The sequence below is a fragment of the Collinsella sp. AF11-11 genome, assembly GCF_003465485.1.
Classification (GTDB): Bacteria; Actinomycetota; Coriobacteriia; order Coriobacteriales; family Coriobacteriaceae; genus Collinsella.
In genome coordinates, this window is record NZ_QSAS01000006.1 from 61116 (window position 1) to 79234 (window position 18119).

General features: G+C 58.7%; 17 protein-coding genes. 4 read left to right on the plus strand and 13 right to left on the minus strand.

The window, feature by feature from the left end:
• Position 1: 1 nt before the first annotated feature.
• From DWV58_RS05485 to DWV58_RS05515, 7 genes are all read right to left on the minus strand, one after another.
• Entirely contained in the window at positions 2–1585 is a 1584-nt protein-coding gene (locus DWV58_RS05485) for an amidohydrolase (protein WP_117776442.1), read from the minus strand.
• A gap of 9 nt (positions 1586–1594) precedes the next feature.
• Positions 1595–3058, minus strand: a complete 1464-nt coding sequence (locus DWV58_RS05490; protein WP_117716559.1) for a YfcC family protein — start codon at positions 3056–3058, stop codon at positions 1595–1597.
• 218 nt (positions 3059–3276) lie between these two features.
• Positions 3277–4020 (minus strand): GntR family transcriptional regulator, encoded by a 744-nt coding sequence (locus DWV58_RS05495; protein WP_117776443.1) that lies wholly within the window; start codon positions 4018–4020, stop codon positions 3277–3279.
• 150 nt (positions 4021–4170) lie between these two features.
• A complete protein-coding gene (locus DWV58_RS05500; RefSeq protein ID WP_316242585.1) occupies positions 4171–4830 on the minus strand; it encodes an HAD family phosphatase in 660 nt (219 codons plus the stop codon).
• A 63-nt stretch (positions 4831–4893) separates the two neighbouring features.
• Positions 4894–5736, minus strand: a complete 843-nt coding sequence (locus DWV58_RS05505; RefSeq protein ID WP_199586008.1) for a Cof-type HAD-IIB family hydrolase — start codon at positions 5734–5736, stop codon at positions 4894–4896.
• A 237-nt stretch (positions 5737–5973) separates the two neighbouring features.
• Positions 5974–7668 (minus strand): glucose-6-phosphate isomerase, encoded by a 1695-nt coding sequence (pgi, locus tag DWV58_RS05510; protein WP_117776446.1) that lies wholly within the window; start codon positions 7666–7668, stop codon positions 5974–5976.
• Between the two features lie 199 nt (positions 7669–7867).
• Positions 7868–8392, minus strand: coding sequence for an iron-containing alcohol dehydrogenase (locus DWV58_RS05515; RefSeq protein ID WP_158551284.1), 525 nt, complete (start codon positions 8390–8392; stop codon positions 7868–7870).
• 223 nt (positions 8393–8615) lie between these two features.
• Here DWV58_RS05515 and DWV58_RS05520 point away from each other — a divergent pair, with 223 nt between their 5' ends.
• Both DWV58_RS05520 and DWV58_RS05525 read left to right on the plus strand, forming a co-directional pair.
• On the plus strand, positions 8616–10121 hold the full coding sequence (locus DWV58_RS05520) for a DNA repair protein (protein WP_117776447.1): 1506 nt from the start codon (positions 8616–8618) through the stop codon (positions 10119–10121).
• Positions 10114–10539, plus strand: a complete 426-nt coding sequence (locus tag DWV58_RS05525; protein WP_233506767.1) for a hypothetical protein — start codon at positions 10114–10116, stop codon at positions 10537–10539. Before DWV58_RS05520 ends, DWV58_RS05525 begins: the two co-directional genes overlap by 8 nt.
• Positions 10540–10565: 26 nt before the next feature.
• Here the strand turns inward: DWV58_RS05525 and DWV58_RS05530 are convergent, their stop codons facing one another.
• Entirely contained in the window at positions 10566–10949 is a 384-nt protein-coding gene (locus tag DWV58_RS05530; protein ID WP_117776448.1) for a heavy-metal-associated domain-containing protein, read from the minus strand.
• Positions 10950–11125: 176 nt separating this feature from the next.
• On the opposite strand from DWV58_RS05530, the gene DWV58_RS05535 reads away from it, so the two are divergent.
• Together DWV58_RS05535 and DWV58_RS05540 are read left to right on the plus strand one after the other, a co-directional pair.
• Positions 11126–11830, plus strand: a complete 705-nt coding sequence (locus DWV58_RS05535) for a DUF3793 family protein (protein WP_158564527.1) — start codon at positions 11126–11128, stop codon at positions 11828–11830.
• A 46-nt stretch (positions 11831–11876) separates the two neighbouring features.
• Complete coding sequence (locus tag DWV58_RS05540) at positions 11877–12296, plus strand: flavodoxin (protein WP_117637467.1); 420 nt, start codon at positions 11877–11879, stop codon at positions 12294–12296.
• Positions 12297–12413: 117 nt separating this feature from the next.
• Here DWV58_RS05540 and DWV58_RS05545 read toward each other — a convergent pair whose 3' ends face one another.
• The 5 genes from DWV58_RS05545 to DWV58_RS05565 form a co-directional block, all read right to left on the minus strand.
• Positions 12414–13166 carry an amino acid ABC transporter ATP-binding protein gene (locus DWV58_RS05545; RefSeq protein ID WP_117629740.1) on the minus strand — a complete coding sequence of 251 codons (753 nt, stop codon included), beginning with the start codon at positions 13164–13166 and terminating at the stop codon, positions 12414–12416.
• A 12-nt stretch (positions 13167–13178) separates the two neighbouring features.
• A complete protein-coding gene (locus tag DWV58_RS05550) occupies positions 13179–14540 on the minus strand; it encodes an ABC transporter permease subunit (RefSeq protein ID WP_233540517.1) in 1362 nt (453 codons plus the stop codon).
• A 116-nt stretch (positions 14541–14656) separates the two neighbouring features.
• Positions 14657–15517, minus strand: a complete 861-nt coding sequence (locus DWV58_RS05555; protein ID WP_117776450.1) for an ABC transporter substrate-binding protein — start codon at positions 15515–15517, stop codon at positions 14657–14659.
• Between the two features lie 147 nt (positions 15518–15664).
• The gene (locus DWV58_RS05560) at positions 15665–16531 is read right to left on the minus strand and encodes a deoxyribonuclease IV (RefSeq protein ID WP_117776451.1); all 867 of its coding nucleotides are present in this window, start codon (positions 16529–16531) and stop codon (positions 15665–15667) included.
• Positions 16532–16626: 95 nt separating this feature from the next.
• Entirely contained in the window at positions 16627–17817 is a 1191-nt protein-coding gene (locus DWV58_RS05565; protein WP_117776452.1) for an aldo/keto reductase, read from the minus strand.
• Between the last annotated feature and the right edge of the window lie 302 nt (positions 17818–18119).

Consider the following 18119-nt stretch of genomic DNA (forward strand, 5'->3'; position numbering starts at 1 on the left):
CTTATGCCTCCTTATTTCGATCGAACACGATTTGTCCGTCCGACATCGTCATATCAACCGAAAGATCGCGTGCGTCGCGATAATCGAGGTCGAACACATCCCGATCGAGCACGCAGATATCGGCAAGCTTGCCGACCTCAAGCGTACCCAGTTCGTCTTCGCGCATCAGATCGTACGCGCCCCCGGCAGTCCAAGCACGCAAGAGCTCGACAAGCGTCAGCGCGTTGGCCTCATTCACGGGCAGTCCATCGTCGAAGTATCCACCGCACGCGCTGTAGATTGACTCGCCCAGGCTCGGAATCAGCAGTGGCAAATCCGTACCACAGCACACCGTGCATCCGGAATCTTCCATGCCGCGGCGATTCCAGCTGTGCATAAGTCGCGTCTCGCCAATTTGTCGACGCATCATCGACAGGCAATCCTCGCGCCGGTCCAGCGTCAAAATCTGCGGATAGACCTCGCAAATTCCACCTAACTTGCCAAACTCGACAAGATCGGTCGGATCAGAGTTCTCGAGATCGGTAATCGCATGGCGGCGAAGCAACCGTCCATGCTCGTCTCGAGGCAGCGAGGCATAGAGCGCCACGGTGCGACGAACGGCGCCATCGCCCTGGCAATGCAAGGAATATCGGAAGCCGTCAGCATCAATTGCGCGCAGCTCGTTCTCAATCAGATCCCACTCGGGCTCCTCGACAACCGTCTTGCCGGCAGCTCCCGCATCGGCCGTGTCCTCATAGGGGTCAATCATCTCGGCAAGCCCCGCCCATACGCCGCGATCGGTCATACGGTTGAAGCCAGAAAAACGAACGAACGGTCCCCGGAAGCGCTCTCGTGCCTCGCGAGCATACGACAGATTTGCACCGGCACCCACCGGCTGCGACATCATAGAGACGCGAACCGTCAGCTCGCCAGATTCTTCACGGCGAGCCATTTCGTCGGCAAAACCGTAGTAGTCATCAAACGCCATCTCCTTGATGGCGGTAACGCCGCGCTCGTTAAGCATGCTCATGTAGTCCGAATACCCCACACGTACCTCGGACAGCGCGAGGAAATCGCTCATCATGCGCCAGATCTTCTCGGCATAGCACGCCTGGGGCGTGAAGCCGTATCGCGCACTGGCGGCAGCATTGAGAACGCAGGTCTCCGCACCCGGTGTAAAGCAGACGACAGGGATATCGCCAAAACAATCGTCAAACACAGCCGCCGTATTTGCGTTCTCGGCATCCGATGCCAACGTTTCGGGTAGGTTGTGGCCAAAAGCCGCCGCGCAATCCGGATGATCTTCTTTCCATGCACGCAAGAGCGACACGGCCTCTTTGGCATCAGCGATGCCGGACAGATCAGGCCCCAACGTCCGCAGCGCCCAGCCTGTATAGAAGGTATGCACATCGATCAGGCCAGGCATGACGGTGCGGTCGCCCAGGTCAACTACCTCGTCCGCCTGGGTCAAATACGAAGCTAGCTCACACTTGGTGCCAACAGCCTCAATTCGATTGCCACGGACCGCTACGAAACCTTCAAACGGCAGGTCCCCCGTACCGGTAAAGACGCTCTTAGACGTCAGGACCGTCAAACGATCAGACATCACAACCACCTACGCCGGAAGCATGCCAGAAATTGCCGTTACGATCAGGCCAAAGACGACCATGAAGATGAAGAACTTCCAAATGGTCTTCCACCATTGGCCAAACGAAATCTTAGCCACGCCAAGGCCGGCAACCGTCATGCCCGCCACGGGACTGATGGTGTTGATGGTCTGGTTGGCAAACTGGAGCGCGGTAACGGCCGCCTCGGGATTGAGGCCCATGAGCTCGGTCAGGGGGCCCATAACAGGCATGGTGAGTGCCGCCAGGCCAGAACTCGAGGGAACCAGCAAAGAGAGCAGGCCAAGGACGATATACATAAACGTGGTGTAGACGGCGGCGGGTGCACCGGCGAGCGCAGTAGCGAGCGCCTGGAGGATGGTGTCGATGATCATGCCGCCCTCGGCGATGACCAGAATACCGCGAGCGATACCGATAACGATGGCGGCGTACGCAAAGTCGGCGAGACCTTTAACGAACTCCTCAGCAATCGTCTGCTGGTCAAGACCGCCCAGGATACCGGCAAGCAAACCCATGCCAAGGAACACGGCGGAAATCTCATTCATGTACCAACCCTGGGTCACAAGACCCCAGACGATAATGCCCATACCGCAAGCAAAATCGATAAGCACGAGCTTCTGACGGGTAGTGAACTCTTCCTCGATGGAGGCATCGGTCACGGAAAACTCAATACGCTTGAGCTTATCGTCCTCGTACGTAATGGACGACTCGGGGTTTTTCTTGACGCGCATGGCGTAGCGCATGGCCCATGCGATACCGACGGCAGTGAAGATGACCCAAGAAACGGCGCGCAGCCACAGTTGCGGATTGCCCTCGATGCCAATGATGCCCTGGGCGATCAAAACATTAAACGGATCGATGGTCGAAGCGCAATATCCCAGGTTAGGACCAAGGAAGCAGATGATGAATGCCGTCATCGAGTCATAACCGATACCCATCATGATGGGAATGAAGATGGCATAGAACGGCAGGGCTTCCTCAGACATACCAAACGTGGTGCCGCAAATGGACAGCAACGTCATCGTGATGGGAATGATGAGGATGTCCTTGTTCTTGAGCTTTTTAATCACACGGCTCATGCCGGCATTCAAAGCGTTGGTCTTGGTGATGATTGCGAACGACCCGCCAATCAATAAGACGAACGCAACGACGTCGGCAGCCTCCTGGATGCCCTTAGTGGGCGCTTGCAGGACCGCGAAGATATCCTGCCCCAGATTGATGGTCTCGCCGGTCTCGGAATCGGTGTAGTTCTTATCGACCTGTTCATAGGTTCCAGCAACGGCGACTTCACGCTCGCCCGCCGCTGTCGAAATCGTCTTGCGCTGATACTGACCAGAGGGAACGATCCAAGTCAAGACCGCAAAGACAACGATCAGCAAGAACATGATCGTATAGACATGCGGTAATTTGAACTTAAAACGTCTGTTTGTCTTCTTCGCCTTCGTATCTGACATAGATACCTCCAAAGAACTCGAGACTGCATCGCATCTCGCTTCAACGTTTGCACAAGGCAAACGTTCTATGACGTTCTATAGGTTACCAGCAGCTTTTCTCGCCATCAAGATAATTTCAAACTGATTGCCGCAACGCGGTTGAACGGTTGCGTTTGCGCCGTGAACGGTATGGAAACGCCCGGTGAGATGATCCACCGGGCGCTTTCATACGCAATGTCCTAGATGTCAAAAACGTAGCGAGACCCAACGATCCGCTGACGACCGATGATAAACGGCCGCCGCTGCTCGTCGAAAAAGAAGGCTTCCATATAAAACAAGGGTTCGCCAACGGGAACTGCCAACAACCGAGCGACCTCGGGCGACGCACACGCGATCTCAAGCGTGCATGGGTCGGTAAACGCGGGCGTGCGGCCCGTCCGGTTGCGCACGAACTCAAAAATGGATTGGTTAGATAGAGGTGCCGTTGATAGATAGGCGTTGTCCTCGTAAACATATATGTTGTTCTCGAGCATGACAGGGACGCCATCGGCAGTACGCACGCGCTCAACGCAGATCAAGTCAGTTCCAACGGGAACACCAAAGAACTGTGCTTCGGTGGAATCCGCCGGCAGCATCTTTCTCGAAATGACACGCGCCCCCGGTTCCATTCCGTTAACGCGGCATGCGTCCGAAAAACTCTGGACGTCATCCTTCTGGCGAATCTTGCGCTTGAGCTTGGGGGCATTGACAAACGTGCCTTTCCCCTGTCGCTTCGTTAGATAACCCTGTTGGACGAGCTCCTCAATAGCGCGTCGCACGGTAACGCGGCCAACTTTATAGCTCTCAGCCAATTCGAATTCGTTGGGTATCCGCGCACCTGCCTTGTAGGCACCGGAGTTGATTTCGTTTTTGATGATATCGATAACCTGTTGGTACAGCGGTATCGCTGCTTTACCGTCAGTTAGCCCTTCAGTCGGTGGCATATACCCTCTCCAAGCACAATTAAGTCTAAAACGGACTTAGGGGCATTCAACAAGTCCTTAAGCCCGCATTAGCTTAAAGTATGCTAGGTGTCGCACCAAAATGTCGGCTATTTACTCATCAGACCCGAAAAACGCGCAACTACCGCGCTCCTAAGAAAGCTCCAGCAGCTCCGGCAGCTGGTCGATAATCTTGTCTGCGGCATCCTGGCTAAAGCCAAAGCGCTCCTCGCGCTTGGCAATGACCGTCAGGCCGGCTCGCTTACCCGCGGTAATGCCCGGAACGGAATCCTCAACGCAGCAGCAACGGACCGCAGGCAGCCCCAACAGGTCCAGCGCATGCAGGTAGATGTCGGGCTCGGGCTTGCTCTCCTTAAACTGTTCGCCGCTCACCACGTACTCAAAGGCATCCGACAGACCACATGCATCGAGTACTTCCTCGATGCTGTCCATGGGAGACGAACTCGCCAACGCCACGCGAACGCCGCGGCGCGGCAACTCTCGAATCGTATCCACAGCGCCCGGGTTAATCAAAGCCTGATAGTCGCGCGGACGCTTATGCGCCCACTCGTCCCAACGGGCCAACGCTTCCTCGCCAGTGAAGTGCCCTTTACCGGCGCGCTCAAACCAATCGACCAGCATATGCAGGAAGAACTGATGCGAGGTACCGACCTGTCCATTCAACTCCTCTTGAGTCAGATTCAACCCAAGCTCCTTGGCAAACGCGGCAGTCTCCCCCAGGTAGTAATACTCGGTATCGACGATGACGCCATCCATGTCAAAGATAACGGCGTCGAACGGAAATGCGGACACGGCACCCTCCCCAACAAAAGGGCGCCCGCAAGCGGACGCCCGAATCATGCACTATCGGCGATTCTAACCCAGCAGCTTATCCAGCGCCACCGCAATACCGTCTTCGTTGTTATTGGCGGTCACCATCTGGGCAACTGCCTTAACCTCATCGACGGCGTTGCCCATGGCAACACCGGTGCCGGCCCACTCAATCATGGACTTGTCGTTCTGGCCGTCGCCAAACGATACGACCTCACTGGCGTCGATGCCAAGCTTGGGCAGGGCACCATCGAGCGCACGGGCCTTGTCGATACCGGGCGCCGTGTACTCAAAGTACCAGTCGGCCGTAAACATGCCCGAAAGCGTCTGGGTAAAGGGCGCATACATCTCCTCGTAATGCGCCTGCAGATAGGCCGGGTCGCCCGCAGTGAGTAGCTTGTCCACGGGATAAGCATCAGCGACCTCATGCAGGCTCTCCACCTCGCGAATCTTAAGATCGCACGCGTCGCGCTCATACTTGACGATATTCTTCTGCAAGCCGTCAGGCAGCGTGATCATGCAATGGTACGAGTCCTCGACGTGCAAATCGCGACCAAGCGAAATCATAGGGATCACGTCAAAATTACGCAGGTGATCAATCAGGCGATGCAATTCGTCGGCAGGCATAGCCTGATCGAACAGCACCTCGTCGGTCTGGGCATCGACCACATGCGCGCCATTAAAGGCAACTAGCAGACCGTCATGGTTTTGAAGGTCGAGCTCCTGCGCCAAGGCGTGCAGCCCCCATGCGGGACGGCCCGAAGCCAAGATGAGCTTAATGCCCGACTCCTGCGCCGCGAGCAGCTTCTCGCGCGTACGCGGGCTGATGACCTTTTGGTCGTTGGTGAGCGTACCGTCGATATCCATTGCGATGGCTTTGATTGCCATATGTGCCTCCCTGTCATTGAGCAACCTTGTCTGAGCCATCATACAGAACACCCACGGCGGCGCTGTTTGCAACGGGAAAAATGTCATATTGTCCCAAACATGAACGACGCGCCTTCGACGATTGCGATGCCCGTCGAGGCGCCTCCCGATACATTCCATCCTATCCAAATAGCAAAGGGCCCGCATCCCAACGGATACGGGCCCTTGTCGGCTATGCGTTAGCTTTCGCAGCGAATCCTACTTGCGGTGAGCGCGGTAGAACTCGATGAGCGCCTGGGTCGAAGCGTCCTGCTCGGCCTTGGCGGCGTCGTCGTGGAAGGCCGGGGTGATCTGCTTGGCAAGCTGCTTGCCAAGCTCGACGCCCCACTGATCGTAGGAGTCGATGCCCCAGACCGTGCCCTCGACAAACGTGATGTGCTCGTACAGGGCGATGAGCTCGCCGAGTGCGAACGGGGTCAGCGTGTCGCCGAAGATCGAGGTCGTCGGACGGTTACCCTCAAAGCAGCGGGCCGGGACGATCTGCTCAGGCGTGCCCTCGGCACGAACCTCGTCGGCCGTCTTGCCAAAGGCGAGCGCCTTGGTCTGGGCCAGGAAGTTGCCCAGGAACAGCTCGTGGACGTCCTGGCCGCCGTCGGTTGCGGGGTTGGCGGTATTGGCGAAGGCGATGAAATCGGCCGGGACCACCACGGTGCCCTGGTGCAGCAGCTGGTAGAAGGCATGCTGGCCGTTGGTGCCGGGCTCGCCCCAGAAGATCTCACCGGTGTCGGAGGTCACGGCGCTGCCGTCCCAGCGGACGTGCTTGCCGTTGGACTCCATGGTGAGCTGCTGCAGGTAGGCCGGGAAACGGTGCAGGTACTGGCAGTACGGAAGCACGGCGTGGCTCTTGGAACCGAAGAAGTTGACGTACCAGACGTTGAGCAGGCCCATCAGCGCAACGGCGTTGTTCTCGAGCGGGGTGTTGCAGAAGTACTCGTCGATGGCGTGGAAGCCCTCGAGGAGCTGCTGGAAACGCTCGGGGCCGAGCACGACGATCAGCGACAGGCCCACGGCGGAGTCGACGGAGTAGCGGCCGCCGACCCAGTTCCAGAAACCAAAGGCGTTGGCCGGGTCGATACCGAAAGCCTCGACCTTCTCGAGTGCGGTTGAAACAGCGACGAAGTGCTTTGCCACGGCCTCGGCGTTCTGCTCATCGGAGCCATCGATGGCGCCCTGAGCCTTGAGCTGCTCGAGCATCCAGGTCTTGACCTCGCGGGCGTTGGTGAGGGTCTCGAGCGTGGTGAAGGTCTTGGAGACGATAATCACGAGCGTGGTCTCGGGATCCAAACCCTTGAGCTTCTCGGCCTGGTCGTTGGGGTCGATGTTGGAGATGTAGCGGCAGTCGATACCGGCGTCGGCATAGGGGCGCAGAGCCTCGTAAGCCATGACCGGGCCCAGATCGGAGCCGCCGATGCCGATGGACACCAGGTGCTCGATCTTCTTGCCGGTAACGCCCTTCCACTCACCGGAGCGCACGCGCTCGGCGAAAGCATACATGCGATCGAGGACCTCGTGCACGTCGGCGACGACGTCCTGGCCGTCAACGATGAGCTGGCCTTTCTCGCTCGCCGGACGGCGCAGCGCGGTGTGCAGGACGGCGCGGTCCTCGGTGGTGTTGATGTGCTCGCCGGAGAACATGGCGTCGCGGCGCTCCTCGAGCTTCACCTCGCGGGCAAGATCGCACAGCAGCTTGACGGTCTCATCGGTCACCAGGTTCTTGGACAGATCGAAGTGCAGGTCACCGGCGTCAAAGCTCAGCTTGTTCACGCGCTCGGCATCGGCGGCGAACCAGGCCTTGAGGTCGATACCTTCGGCCTCGAGCTTCTCCTGATGAGCCTCGAGCGCCTTCCAAGCGGCAGTCGACGTAGCATCGATAGGTGCGGCAACAGTTGCCATAGAGTCCTCCTCAGCATACGAGCGCACGCCTCCATGCGCCCGGACATTCAGATGCCACTATTCTAGCGCAGGTCAAGACTATAATCAGCGAGCGTTGCCAATCGGCCCCCAAACGGCAACCGACCAAAAAGGGACAGGTTTATTTTGGCAGGTCAAACGCTTTACCAATCAAAAATAACCCATCCCTTTATGGTAAATATTAGGCCGCGGCGCACACGCTGCCGAGCAGCTCGCGCAAGGGCGAGCCGATACCCTCCAGCAGTTCGGGGGCGATGATGGCGAAAACGGGAACCTCGCCGGCGCCCACAACGGCGGGCACTTTTCCCTCGGAGACGATGCATCCGTAGGGAACAAAGCCGTCCTCGCCGGCATCGAGCACGGCCATGCGACGAGCGAGTTCGCGCGCAAAGCCCGCCGTATCGGCATCGCCGATCGCCAGGACAAAGTCCACGCCCTCATCGGTCGCCAGGGCTACGGCCTCATCGACCAAATCGTCTCCCCCGTCGCCCCCGACCAAGCCGCAACGAAAGAGCACGCGTTCGAGCAGGGCGCGATCGAGCGAGCCCAGCGCCGCCGAAACGAGCTCATCACGCGTGTGCTTGTCGCCTCCCAGCACGACCAGTGTCTTGGTGCCGCCATAGTGGGCAACCAATCGCCCGCACCAGCGAGCCACGTCCCCATCCGCAACCAAGCGCGTCGGCATACCAAACCCATAGTTAACCATTATCCCCACAACCCTTCCGTGCTTTATGGTGGCATCAATCGTTAGTCTCATGCTACGAAGCAAGCTTTTCCGAGCTGTTTCGCGCTCTTTAGGGCTGCGTTAAAACCCGATGCAGCCGCACGACCATACCTGCCAAATAGGGACAGATTTTGACGGTGTCCGGTCGAGCAGGTATTATCGAACAGGTATTCGATAAGAACATGTGTTTGATGGGAGGGCTCGGATGGCGCACGAGCAGCACACCTACATCTGCATCGACCTCAAGACGTTTTATGCCAGCGTCGAGTGCGTCGATCGTGGGCTCGATCCGCTCACCACCAACCTGGTCGTTGCCGACGAATCGCGCGGACGCACGACTATCTGTCTCGCTATCACGCAGGCTATGAAGGACCTAGGGATTCACAACCGCTGTCGCCTGTTCGAAATACCCGATGGCATCGACTACATTAAGGCCGTACCGCGCATGCAGCACTACATGGAGGTGTCGGCGCGGATCTACGGTATATACCTGGAATACGTCAGTCCGCAAGACATTCACGTCTACTCAATTGACGAGTGCTTTATCGACGTGACGCCATATCTGGACCTCTATCACACCGATGCGGAAGGCTTCGCCTGCATGTTGCGCGACGAGGTCCTCGCGCGCACCGGCGTCACGGCGACGGTCGGTATCGGCCCCAACCTATTCCAGGCCAAGGTAGCGCTCGACATTACCGCCAAGCACGCACCCAGCCGCATCGGCATACTCGACGACGAGACCTTCCGCAAGGAGATCTGGCCCCATCGTCCCATTACCGATATCTGGGGCATCGGCCCCGGCGTGGCAGCCCGCCTCGAAAAGTACGGCGTCTACGATTTGATGGGCGTCGCCGCGCTCGACGAAAACCTGCTTTACGATGAGCTCGGCGTCAATGCCGAATATCTTATCGACCACGCCTTCGGGCGTGAGCCGACAACCATCGCCGATATCCAAGCTTATCGCCCGCAAGCGACCTCGACCACCACGGGGCAGGTGCTCTCGAAGGGCTATGCCTACGAGCAGGCCTACACCGTCCTGCGCGAAATGGTCGATGCCGCCGTGCTGGATTTGATCGACAAGCACGTGGTGTGCGACAGCATCTCGCTCTTTGTGGGCTATGCAAGCGAGCGCGCCGACATACGCCGGCTCAACGCCAGCGGCACGGCGCAGTATATAGACGGCTGCGGGCACCTGCGCTCGAGCACATCGAGCATCGAACCCACCGCAACTGCCGGCCCCGAGCTCGCGCCCCGTGCTCCCAAGCCCGTCCAGCGCGATGACGAAAGGCGTCATCTGGTGCGCGAAGCGCAGGCAATCGATGGCATCTTTGTGGGCGAACACGGCGGCAAACCGCGTGGTGGCTATGCCGCGCTCTTTGCGCACTCCAACGCCTCGCGAAAGCTGCCCGAGCGCACTAATTCGTTTAAGAAGATCATGGGGTATTTCGATGACCTTTGGGCACAAACAGTCGATCCCAAACGACCGGTCAAGCGCATCAACCTGGGATTTGGCAACCTCATGCCCGAGGAATTTGCCACCATCGATCTGTTCAGCGATAACGAGGCCGATGAGCGCGAGCGCGACCTGGCGCGCGCCGTCCTGGCCGTGAAAGGCAAGTACGGCAAGAACGCGCTCGTCAAGGGATTAAGCTTTACCGCCGGCGCCACCGCGCGCGAACGCAACGGCCAAGTTGGAGGACATCGTGCCTAAACCCAAGCAGCAGCCCGTGCGCCCGCCGACCGCCTTCGAGCGCCTGGCGGACCCCGAGGGCAGACGCCGCGCCGCCGACCCCAACCTCACTGCCAACGGTGCCGTGCGCGCCAACCGCGCCGCACAGTTTATGCCCTTTGCCGCCCTCACGGGATACTACGAACTCGTGCGCAAGCAGGAAATCACCGTCGAGCCAAAACGTGAGCTCACGGAAGAAAAAGCCCTCGCGCTTTCTAAAAAGCTCGAGGGTCTCAAACGTGGCGACTTGATTCGTGTCACCTATTACGATACATACGGCTATCGCAGCCGCACCGGCATCCTCGACGAGGCGCTCCCCGCCTTCAAGCTCCTCAAACTCCGAGACATCGCCATCGACTTCGACGACATCCAAGACATCGAACTGCGCGGACGAGCCTAGCCAAGGCAGCGCATCCAGGGCGGCGCTTACAGCGTCATGACGTAGTAGCCCGCGTCTTTCACAGCCGTCTCGAGGACACCACGATCAACCGGCTGCTTAGAGCGCACGCGTGCCGTGTGGTCCGCATACGTCACCGTTGCCCACACGCCATCCAGCGCATTGAGGGCATTGGCTACGTTCTGAGCGCAGCCGTCACAGCTCATGCCGCCGATGAGCAGCTCATCGCTATAGGGATAGTGTGACGCATCGGTATCCACCACAACAACCTTTTTGGCCTTCTTGCCGCTCGTACCATCGCTGCAGCAACTCTTCCCGTGTGTCGAAGCGGCAATGCGACGCAGTCCAAAAAACATGCCGACGGCAATGACGGCCAGCACGATGAGATTCGCAGGGTTGAGCACGTCGTCCATGCGATCCCCTTTCTCCAAACTCTTATACCTATACCCCCATGGGGTGTTCCCATCTTACTCCAAACTCGTGTCGGTTCGGTCAATTAGTTTCCCGCTTCAAACTTTTTTGTTGACCTTGGCTTACTTTCGTGTATAAGTTTTCCTAGACTAACAACTGAGGACCCGAAAGGAGCATCGTGACTCGAACCATTGACATCCCAACATACCAAACGGCTGTCGTGCGCAACTGCTCCCCTACGCTCGCAGGTATCAAGCCGGCTTCGCTCTTTACCTATCCCGGCGTTTACGCCAACCAAGGCGGAAAACCCGGCGCCGCCCATATCGAAGAGCGACGCTCTCGCCTGCTCGCGGTCATTGCCCAATGCAACCGCGAGCTCCAGCCACTCGGGATCCATATGAGCGTTTTGGTCTGGCGCCCCTGCGGAGCGCTCATCTATGTGTACCGCCCTGCGGACCTCATGCGATACCTCTCCGACCCCCGCGCCACGACGGCGCTTACCGCCGAAGGTTACGATGTCCACAACCTGCCCGCATCCCTGGTGTATCTCGCCGCGCGCATCACGCTGGCAAGCAGCAATGCCGCAGAAAGCGCCTATGACAGCAGCGTCTGCGCACTCGCGCGAAATAGGCACTGCGATACGGGGTGCATGTGCGAGTTCCCCCACGAAATTGGCTATTTTTTGGGCTATCCCTACGAAGATGTCCATCAGTTTATCGTCCAGCACGGCGAAAACTATAAGGTCTTTGGCGCATGGAAGGTATACACAAACGTTGAGCAGGCGCTCACGACCTTCGATTCCTATCGCGCATGCACGCAATACCTTACGTACATCTATCAACAGGGCTGCACCCTGGGACAACTTGTCCAGGCAACCCGATAGAGCATACAAAACGCGGCCGCACGCCGCACAACCGAAAGGAAAACATATGAGCAAGATCGCAGTCGTCTACTGGAGCGGCACGGGCAATACCGAGGCCATGGCAAACCTCGTCGCCGAAGGCGCCACGTCCGCGGGTGCCGAGACCGAGGTCATCCCCTGCGCCGACTTCTCTGCCGACAGGGCCGCCGACTACGACGCCTTCGCCTTCGGCTGCCCCGCCATGGGCTCCGAGGAACTCGAGTACGATGAGTTCCAGCCGATGTGGGACGAGGTCAAGGAGGTTCTCGGCGACAAGAAGGTCGTCCTCTTTGGCTCCTATTCGTGGGCCGAGGGCGAGTGGATGGACAACTGGAAGGCCGACGCCGACGAGGCGGGCGTCAACGTCGTCGATTCCGTCATCTGCTACGACGCTCCCGACGATGAGGGCGAGGCGGCCTGCCGCGCCCTTGGAGCCGAGCTCGCCTAGCGGCAATGAGCTCCGCCCATAACGAGCTCTGCACCAAAACACATTCGCATCCCAACAAAAACGGGAGCCGGATCACATCCGGCTCCCGTTTTCTGTTATGTCAGTCATATAAAGCGGCTACGAGATATTTCCCAAGAACGCCTTGGTGCGCTCGCTCTTGGGGTGGTCGAAGACCTCGCTCGGCGTACCCTCTTCCACGATAACGCCGCCGTCCATAAAGACGACGCGGTCGGCGACGTCGCGGGCAAAGCCCATCTCATGCGTCACGACGATCATGGTCATACCGTCACGTGCAAGATCGCGCATAACGCCAAGAACGTCGCGAACCAGCTCGGGGTCGAGCGCCGACGTGGCCTCGTCAAAGAGCATGACGTGAGGGTTCATCGACAGGGCGCGGGCGATGGCAACGCGCTGCTGCTGGCCACCCGAGAGCTGGCTCGGCATAAAGTCGATGCGCTCGGCAAGACCGACCTTGGTCAGCTCCTCGATAGCGATTTTCTCGGCCTCTTCCTTGCTGCGCTTGAGTACCTTTTGCTGTGCGAGCATGACGTTCTTTTTGACTGACAGGTGCGGGAACAAATTGAACTGCTGGAACACCATACCCAGATGCGTACGTACCTTGTTAAGGTCGACGCCCTTGGCGCAAACGTCCACGCCCTCAACGACGATCGAGCCGCTCGTGGGATGCTCCAGACGATTGATGCAGCGAAGCATCGTCGACTTGCCCGAGCCCGAAGGACCCAGGACTACGACGACCTCGCCCTTGTGCACATCCAGATCGATGTCGCGCAGGACCACGTTATCGCCGAAGGCCTTCTGGAGGTTCTTGATGCTGACGACGACCTCGTTCGAGTTATTGGTTTCGCTCATGATAGGACCTCCTTACAGACCGGCGATGTGGTCGGCGGGCGTCGCGACGACCTGTCCAGCGCTCTTGGCGGGACGCTTCTTCTTGGTTTCGGCCGTCCCCAGAAGCCTCGCCTCAAGACCGCTCACCAAGCGAGCAAGCGGCAGGGTGATGACCAGGTAGAACAGCGCGGCAACCACATATGGCGTAATGGAACCCGTCGTGGCCACAATGGTACGGGCGTTCATGACGATCTCGACCACGCCCACGGCCGCGAGCAGCGACGTATCCTTGTAAAGCAGGATAAACTCGCTGGTCAGCGTAGGCAGGACATTGCGGAACGTCTGCGGAATCATAACGTAGAGCAGCGTCTGGAAGGCGTTCATGCCCAGCGAGCGCGCGGCCTCGTTCTGGCCCTTGGGGATCGACTGAATACCGGCGCGGAAGATCTCGCACAGGTAGGCGGACGAGTTCATGGCCATGACGATGACGCCCAGCACATAATCGTCAACCTTGACGCCGGCCAGCGGCAGGCCAAAGAACGCGATGTAGATCTGCAGGAACGCCGGCGTACCGCGGATGATATTCACATAGATGCCGGCAAGGCAACGCAGGATGCGCGACTTGGAGATGCGCATGAGTGACAAGGCAAAGCCAAAGGGAATGGCCAACGGAAATGCCACGAGCACGATCGAGAGCGACATGAGGAAGCCTTTGAATACGATCGGCAGGCTCTGAACCAAAATGACCGGGTTCAGGAACAGGCGAAGGAACATGTTGGAATTCCACGCCTCGACCCACGGCTGCTCCTTAAGGTCGGCCAGGAAGTTATCGAATGCCGTCACGCCCTTAATCTCGACGGAAGGAATCTTAGAAATCTTCTTGGTCGAACCGTCGGCGAGCGTATAGGTGCCGCTGAAGGCCTCATCGCCGCCCTCGACGGGAAACGTCACGCCGTAAACCTCGACACGGAAAAAGCCGCCGGCAGGCGCCGTCTCGCCAAAGTCGATCTTGAGCGTCTGGCCATCGGCCTTGCACGTGGGCTTCATGGGCGTACGGTCCATGAGGTCCTCGCCCGAGAGCATCGTCAATCGCGTGTCATCGGTACCAAACGTCGCGCCGTCGACAAACGTCAGCGAAAGACCGCTCAGCTCCTCGTCGGCATCGGCCTGAACTTCCCAGGTAATGCGCGTCTCGGTGCCGCCGACCACAGCGCTGCCCGAACCGGTGTTGGGTCGGGCGGTAATCTTTGCGGTCTCAAGCGCCTGGGCGGTCGTGGGCGCATATGCCCCCGCGCACACCAGCGCGAGCGCCACGGCCATGACGCAGGCTAGCTTTTGGAGCAAGGCGGACAGTGAAAAACGCTGCTCCGTGGCCCCTTTGTTCAATCGAGACAAGGTGGCTCCTATCGTAGAAGTTGCCGGCAAAACAAGACGGAAACGCGGTCCGTCGAGAGAAGCGCAAAGGCCCTCTCCGCAAAACGGAAAGGGCCCGCACGCAATCAAGCATTAATTTACTTGATGCTGTACTTAGCCATGAGGGCGTCAACGGCACCGTCGTCGGTCAGGTCCTTGATGGCCTGGTTGATGTCGTCCTTGAGCTTGGTGTTGCCCTGGTTGATGGCGATGGCGTACTCCTCGCCGGTGCTAATCTGCTTGATGGTCTGGCAGGTGTTGAACTGCTCGGCGGTCAGCTGGCTGGCAACGGAGCGGTTGGTGACTACTGCGTCGCCCTTATCGGACTGCAGGGCGCTGAAGCACTCGGTGGCGTCCTTGTAGGGAACAATCTTGGCCTTGGGGAAGTTCTCCTGGGCAAAGGCCTCGGCGGTCGAGCCAGACTGGACGATGATGGTAGCGTCGGCGTTGTTGAGCTTCTCGCTGAAGTTGTCGGCCGTGATGTCGGTGTTATCGACCTTGGTCACGATAGCCTGATCGTCCATGTAGTAAGAGTCGGAGAAAGTGACTTCCTTCTCACGCTCGGGCGTGTCAGTGATAGCCGCGATGGCGACGTCGTACTTGGCGCCCGAAGCGACGCCCGGAACCAGCGTGTCGAAGTCGTTGTTGACGTACTCGACATCCAGACCCAGCTTATCGCCGATAGCCTTAATGAGTTCAAGGTCAAAGCCCTGGTAGTCGCCGTTGTCATCCTTGTACTCAAACGGCGCGTACTCGGCAGAGGTGCCGACGGTGAGCGTACCGTCCTTGACGAGCGCGTACTCCTTGGAGCCGTCGACCTTCTCGACCTTAGCGTCGTCAGAGCTGCTGGAACTGGCATCAGAACCAGAGGTGGCGTTGGACGAGCCGCAGCCCGTCAGTGCAAGAGCGAGCGCCATGGCGCCCGTGGCGGCAAATGCACCAAGCTTCTTGAGCTTCATAATCAGTCTCCTTCCAGTGACCCCATTTGATTCAGGGGTCTGCAAAAACTGTTGGTTATTATGCACCTGTAAGTGCGAATCTGCAATTAGAAAACTGATTGAAACAATCACATAACGTGAATGGAACACTCCACTTTGTGACAGTCGTTACTGCTGTAACGACCTTAAAAGTTTGATTTCAGCTGCATAACCTGCAAGTTCGTTCGGCGTCTCCAAAATGAACGGCAATGCACGCAAACGGCTATTCGATACAATAATCTGCATAACCTGCATACCACCGCCAAACTCCTCGCTGCCAAGGTATCCCTTGCCGATGCACTCGTGACGATCTTTATGGGCACCACAGGGGTTCTTCGAATCGTTGATGTGTACGGCACGCAAGCGGTCGATACCCACCACGCGGTCGAACTCGTCGAGTACGCCGTCCAGATCATGGATGATGTCGTAGCCGGCATCGCTCACATGGCAGGTGTCCAGACACACGCCCAGCTTGTCCGATAGCTCTGGACGCCTGGCGGCAGCACCCTCGATAATGCGCGCCAGCTCTTCAAAGCTACGGCCCACCTCGGTACCCTTGCCCGCCATGGTCTCGAGCAGCACCGTCGTCTGCTGTCCCTCAAACATCACCTGACACAAGGTGTCGACGATCATCTGAATGCCGGCATCAGTCCCCTGCCCCACATGCGCGCCGGGGTGGAAGTTGTAGTAGTTGCCGGGCAGCGCTTCCAGACGCTGCAAGTCCTCGGCCATGGCCTCCAAGGCAAACTCGCGCGCCCGCTCTTTAGCCGAACAGGGGTTATAGGTATACGGGGCATGAGCCACAAGCGGGCCAAAATCGTTTTGCTCCATAAGCTCGCGCAGGGCCGCCACATCATCCATATCAAGGTCTTTCGCCTTGCCACCACGCGGGTTGCGCGTAAAGAACGCAAAGGTATTGGCGCCAATGGACAACGCCGTCTCCCCCATCGCCCGATAGCCCTTCGTCGTCGAAAGATGACACCCGATCGTCAGCATCTCCAACTCCCCCTCATCAGTTGCGGTGAAATACGGTCTATTGGTGCCTTATTTTGGCGCAAACAGACCGTATTCCACCGCAACTTATAAAAGGGTCATGAGGAGCGCGTTTTGTTGAAGGCCTTAAGCACCGCCGTCACGGGACCAGGCTGAAAACGGCGGCGTACGTCGTCCAAGCGCCCGGGGATATCGATGTGCTGCGGACAATGCCGCGCGCATTTGCCGCATTTGACGCAATTGCTCACCAACTTGGACTCGCTCGTGCGCACCGCACTCGCCGTAAAGTATTGTGACAGCCCCGTAAACCAGCTGTGCGCATAGCTCGCGTTGTAGGCGGCAAAGCAGCCGGGAATGTTGATACCCTTGGGACATGGCATGCAGTAGCCACATCCCGTGCAGGGCACACGGTTCGATTTCTCAAACTCCATCAACACGCGCGCAATCGTGTCGAGCTGGTTGGCAGTCATCGAATTCGGCAACGCGAGGTCTGCCAGTGACGAATTCTCGTCCACCTGCGCGGTATCGGTCATGCCCGAAAGCAGCATCGTCACCTGAGGATGGTTCCACACCCACGAAAGCCCCCAGGCGGCAGGAGTACGCAGGTGCGGGTCACGGGCGTCGTCGAGCACAGCGCGAGCCCGCGGCGGCAGCTTGCCCGCCAGACGCCCGCCCAGCAGCGGCTCCATCACAAACACCGCGAGCCCGCGCTCCGCGGCCGCCATGAGTCCTGCTGTTCCCGCCTGATATCGCTCTCCAGCGTAATTGTACTGGATCTGGCAAAAGTCCCACTCATATGCATCGAGCATCGTCATGAAATCCGCCGCGCTGCCGTGGTACGAAAAACCAATCTGGCGAATGCGCCCCGCCACCTTTTGACGCGCAATCCAGTCCTCGATGCCCAACGCCACCACACGTTCCCACTGGGCGGGCGAGGTAATGTTGTGCATGAGGTAATAGTCGATACGGTCGGTCCGCAGGCGACGCAGCTGCTCGTCGAAGAACCGATCGAAATCCTCCGCGCATTTGCACGAAGCATGCGGCAGCTTGGTTGCGAGCAAAACCTGGTCGCGCAAGCCCAGGCGCTCAAGCGACGCCCCCACGCACGCCTCGTTGCCGGGATAGAGATAGGCCGTGTCCAGGTAGTTAATCCCCTGCTCCACCGCACGGGAGATGATGGCGTCGGCAGTCTTCGCATCCGGGCGTCCCGGCGCACCGGGAAACCTCATGCAGCCCAGCCCCAACGCCGAGATACGGTTGCCGCTTTTGGGGTCAACGCGGTATTGCACGGCCCCTCCCTTCGCCATCAGCGCCCCGGCAAGGCGAAACACAATGGTCACGCAGCCGAAACATCGTGGAATCGCAATCGAGAACGTATCGTAACGCAGCAGAAATCGAGCTGTCACGGCACCGCATTAACATCAGCAAAAAGCCCGATGAAAGGAGCTTCCCGCCACGGGCGCTGTCATCTTCTGCACCTTCCCCAAGGTGCGCGATGGCGTTGGATATCCCACGCGCGTCTTTGCGGTCTGCCCCGCGTCATAAGTTCCCATGCGTTTGTTCTTCTAAATACGACCACCCGGCGCATGCG

Excerpts from the sequence above, each read along its gene's own strand:
- DWV58_RS05485 (WP_117776442.1), bottom strand. The coding sequence starts at position 1,585 with ATGTCTGATCGTTTGACGGTCCTGACGTCTAAGAGCGTCTTTACCGGT.
- DWV58_RS05490 (WP_117716559.1), bottom strand. The coding sequence starts at position 3,058 with ATGTCAGATACGAAGGCGAAGAAGACAAACAGACGTTTTAAGTTCAAA.
- DWV58_RS05495 (WP_117776443.1), bottom strand. The coding sequence starts at position 4,020 with ATGCCACCGACTGAAGGGCTAACTGACGGTAAAGCAGCGATACCGCTG.
- DWV58_RS05505 (WP_199586008.1), bottom strand. The coding sequence starts at position 5,736 with ATGGCAATCAAAGCCATCGCAATGGATATCGACGGTACGCTCACCAAC.
- pgi (WP_117776446.1), bottom strand. The coding sequence starts at position 7,668 with ATGGCAACTGTTGCCGCACCTATCGATGCTACGTCGACTGCCGCTTGG.
- DWV58_RS05515 (WP_158551284.1), bottom strand. The coding sequence starts at position 8,392 with ATGGTTAACTATGGGTTTGGTATGCCGACGCGCTTGGTTGCGGATGGG.
- DWV58_RS05520 (WP_117776447.1), top strand. The coding sequence starts at position 8,616 with ATGGCGCACGAGCAGCACACCTACATCTGCATCGACCTCAAGACGTTT.
- DWV58_RS05530 (WP_117776448.1), bottom strand. The coding sequence starts at position 10,949 with ATGGACGACGTGCTCAACCCTGCGAATCTCATCGTGCTGGCCGTCATT.
- DWV58_RS05540 (WP_117637467.1), top strand. The coding sequence starts at position 11,877 with ATGAGCAAGATCGCAGTCGTCTACTGGAGCGGCACGGGCAATACCGAG.
- DWV58_RS05545 (WP_117629740.1), bottom strand. The coding sequence starts at position 13,166 with ATGAGCGAAACCAATAACTCGAACGAGGTCGTCGTCAGCATCAAGAAC.
- DWV58_RS05555 (WP_117776450.1), bottom strand. The coding sequence starts at position 15,517 with ATGAAGCTCAAGAAGCTTGGTGCATTTGCCGCCACGGGCGCCATGGCG.
- DWV58_RS05560 (WP_117776451.1), bottom strand. The coding sequence starts at position 16,531 with ATGCTGACGATCGGGTGTCATCTTTCGACGACGAAGGGCTATCGGGCG.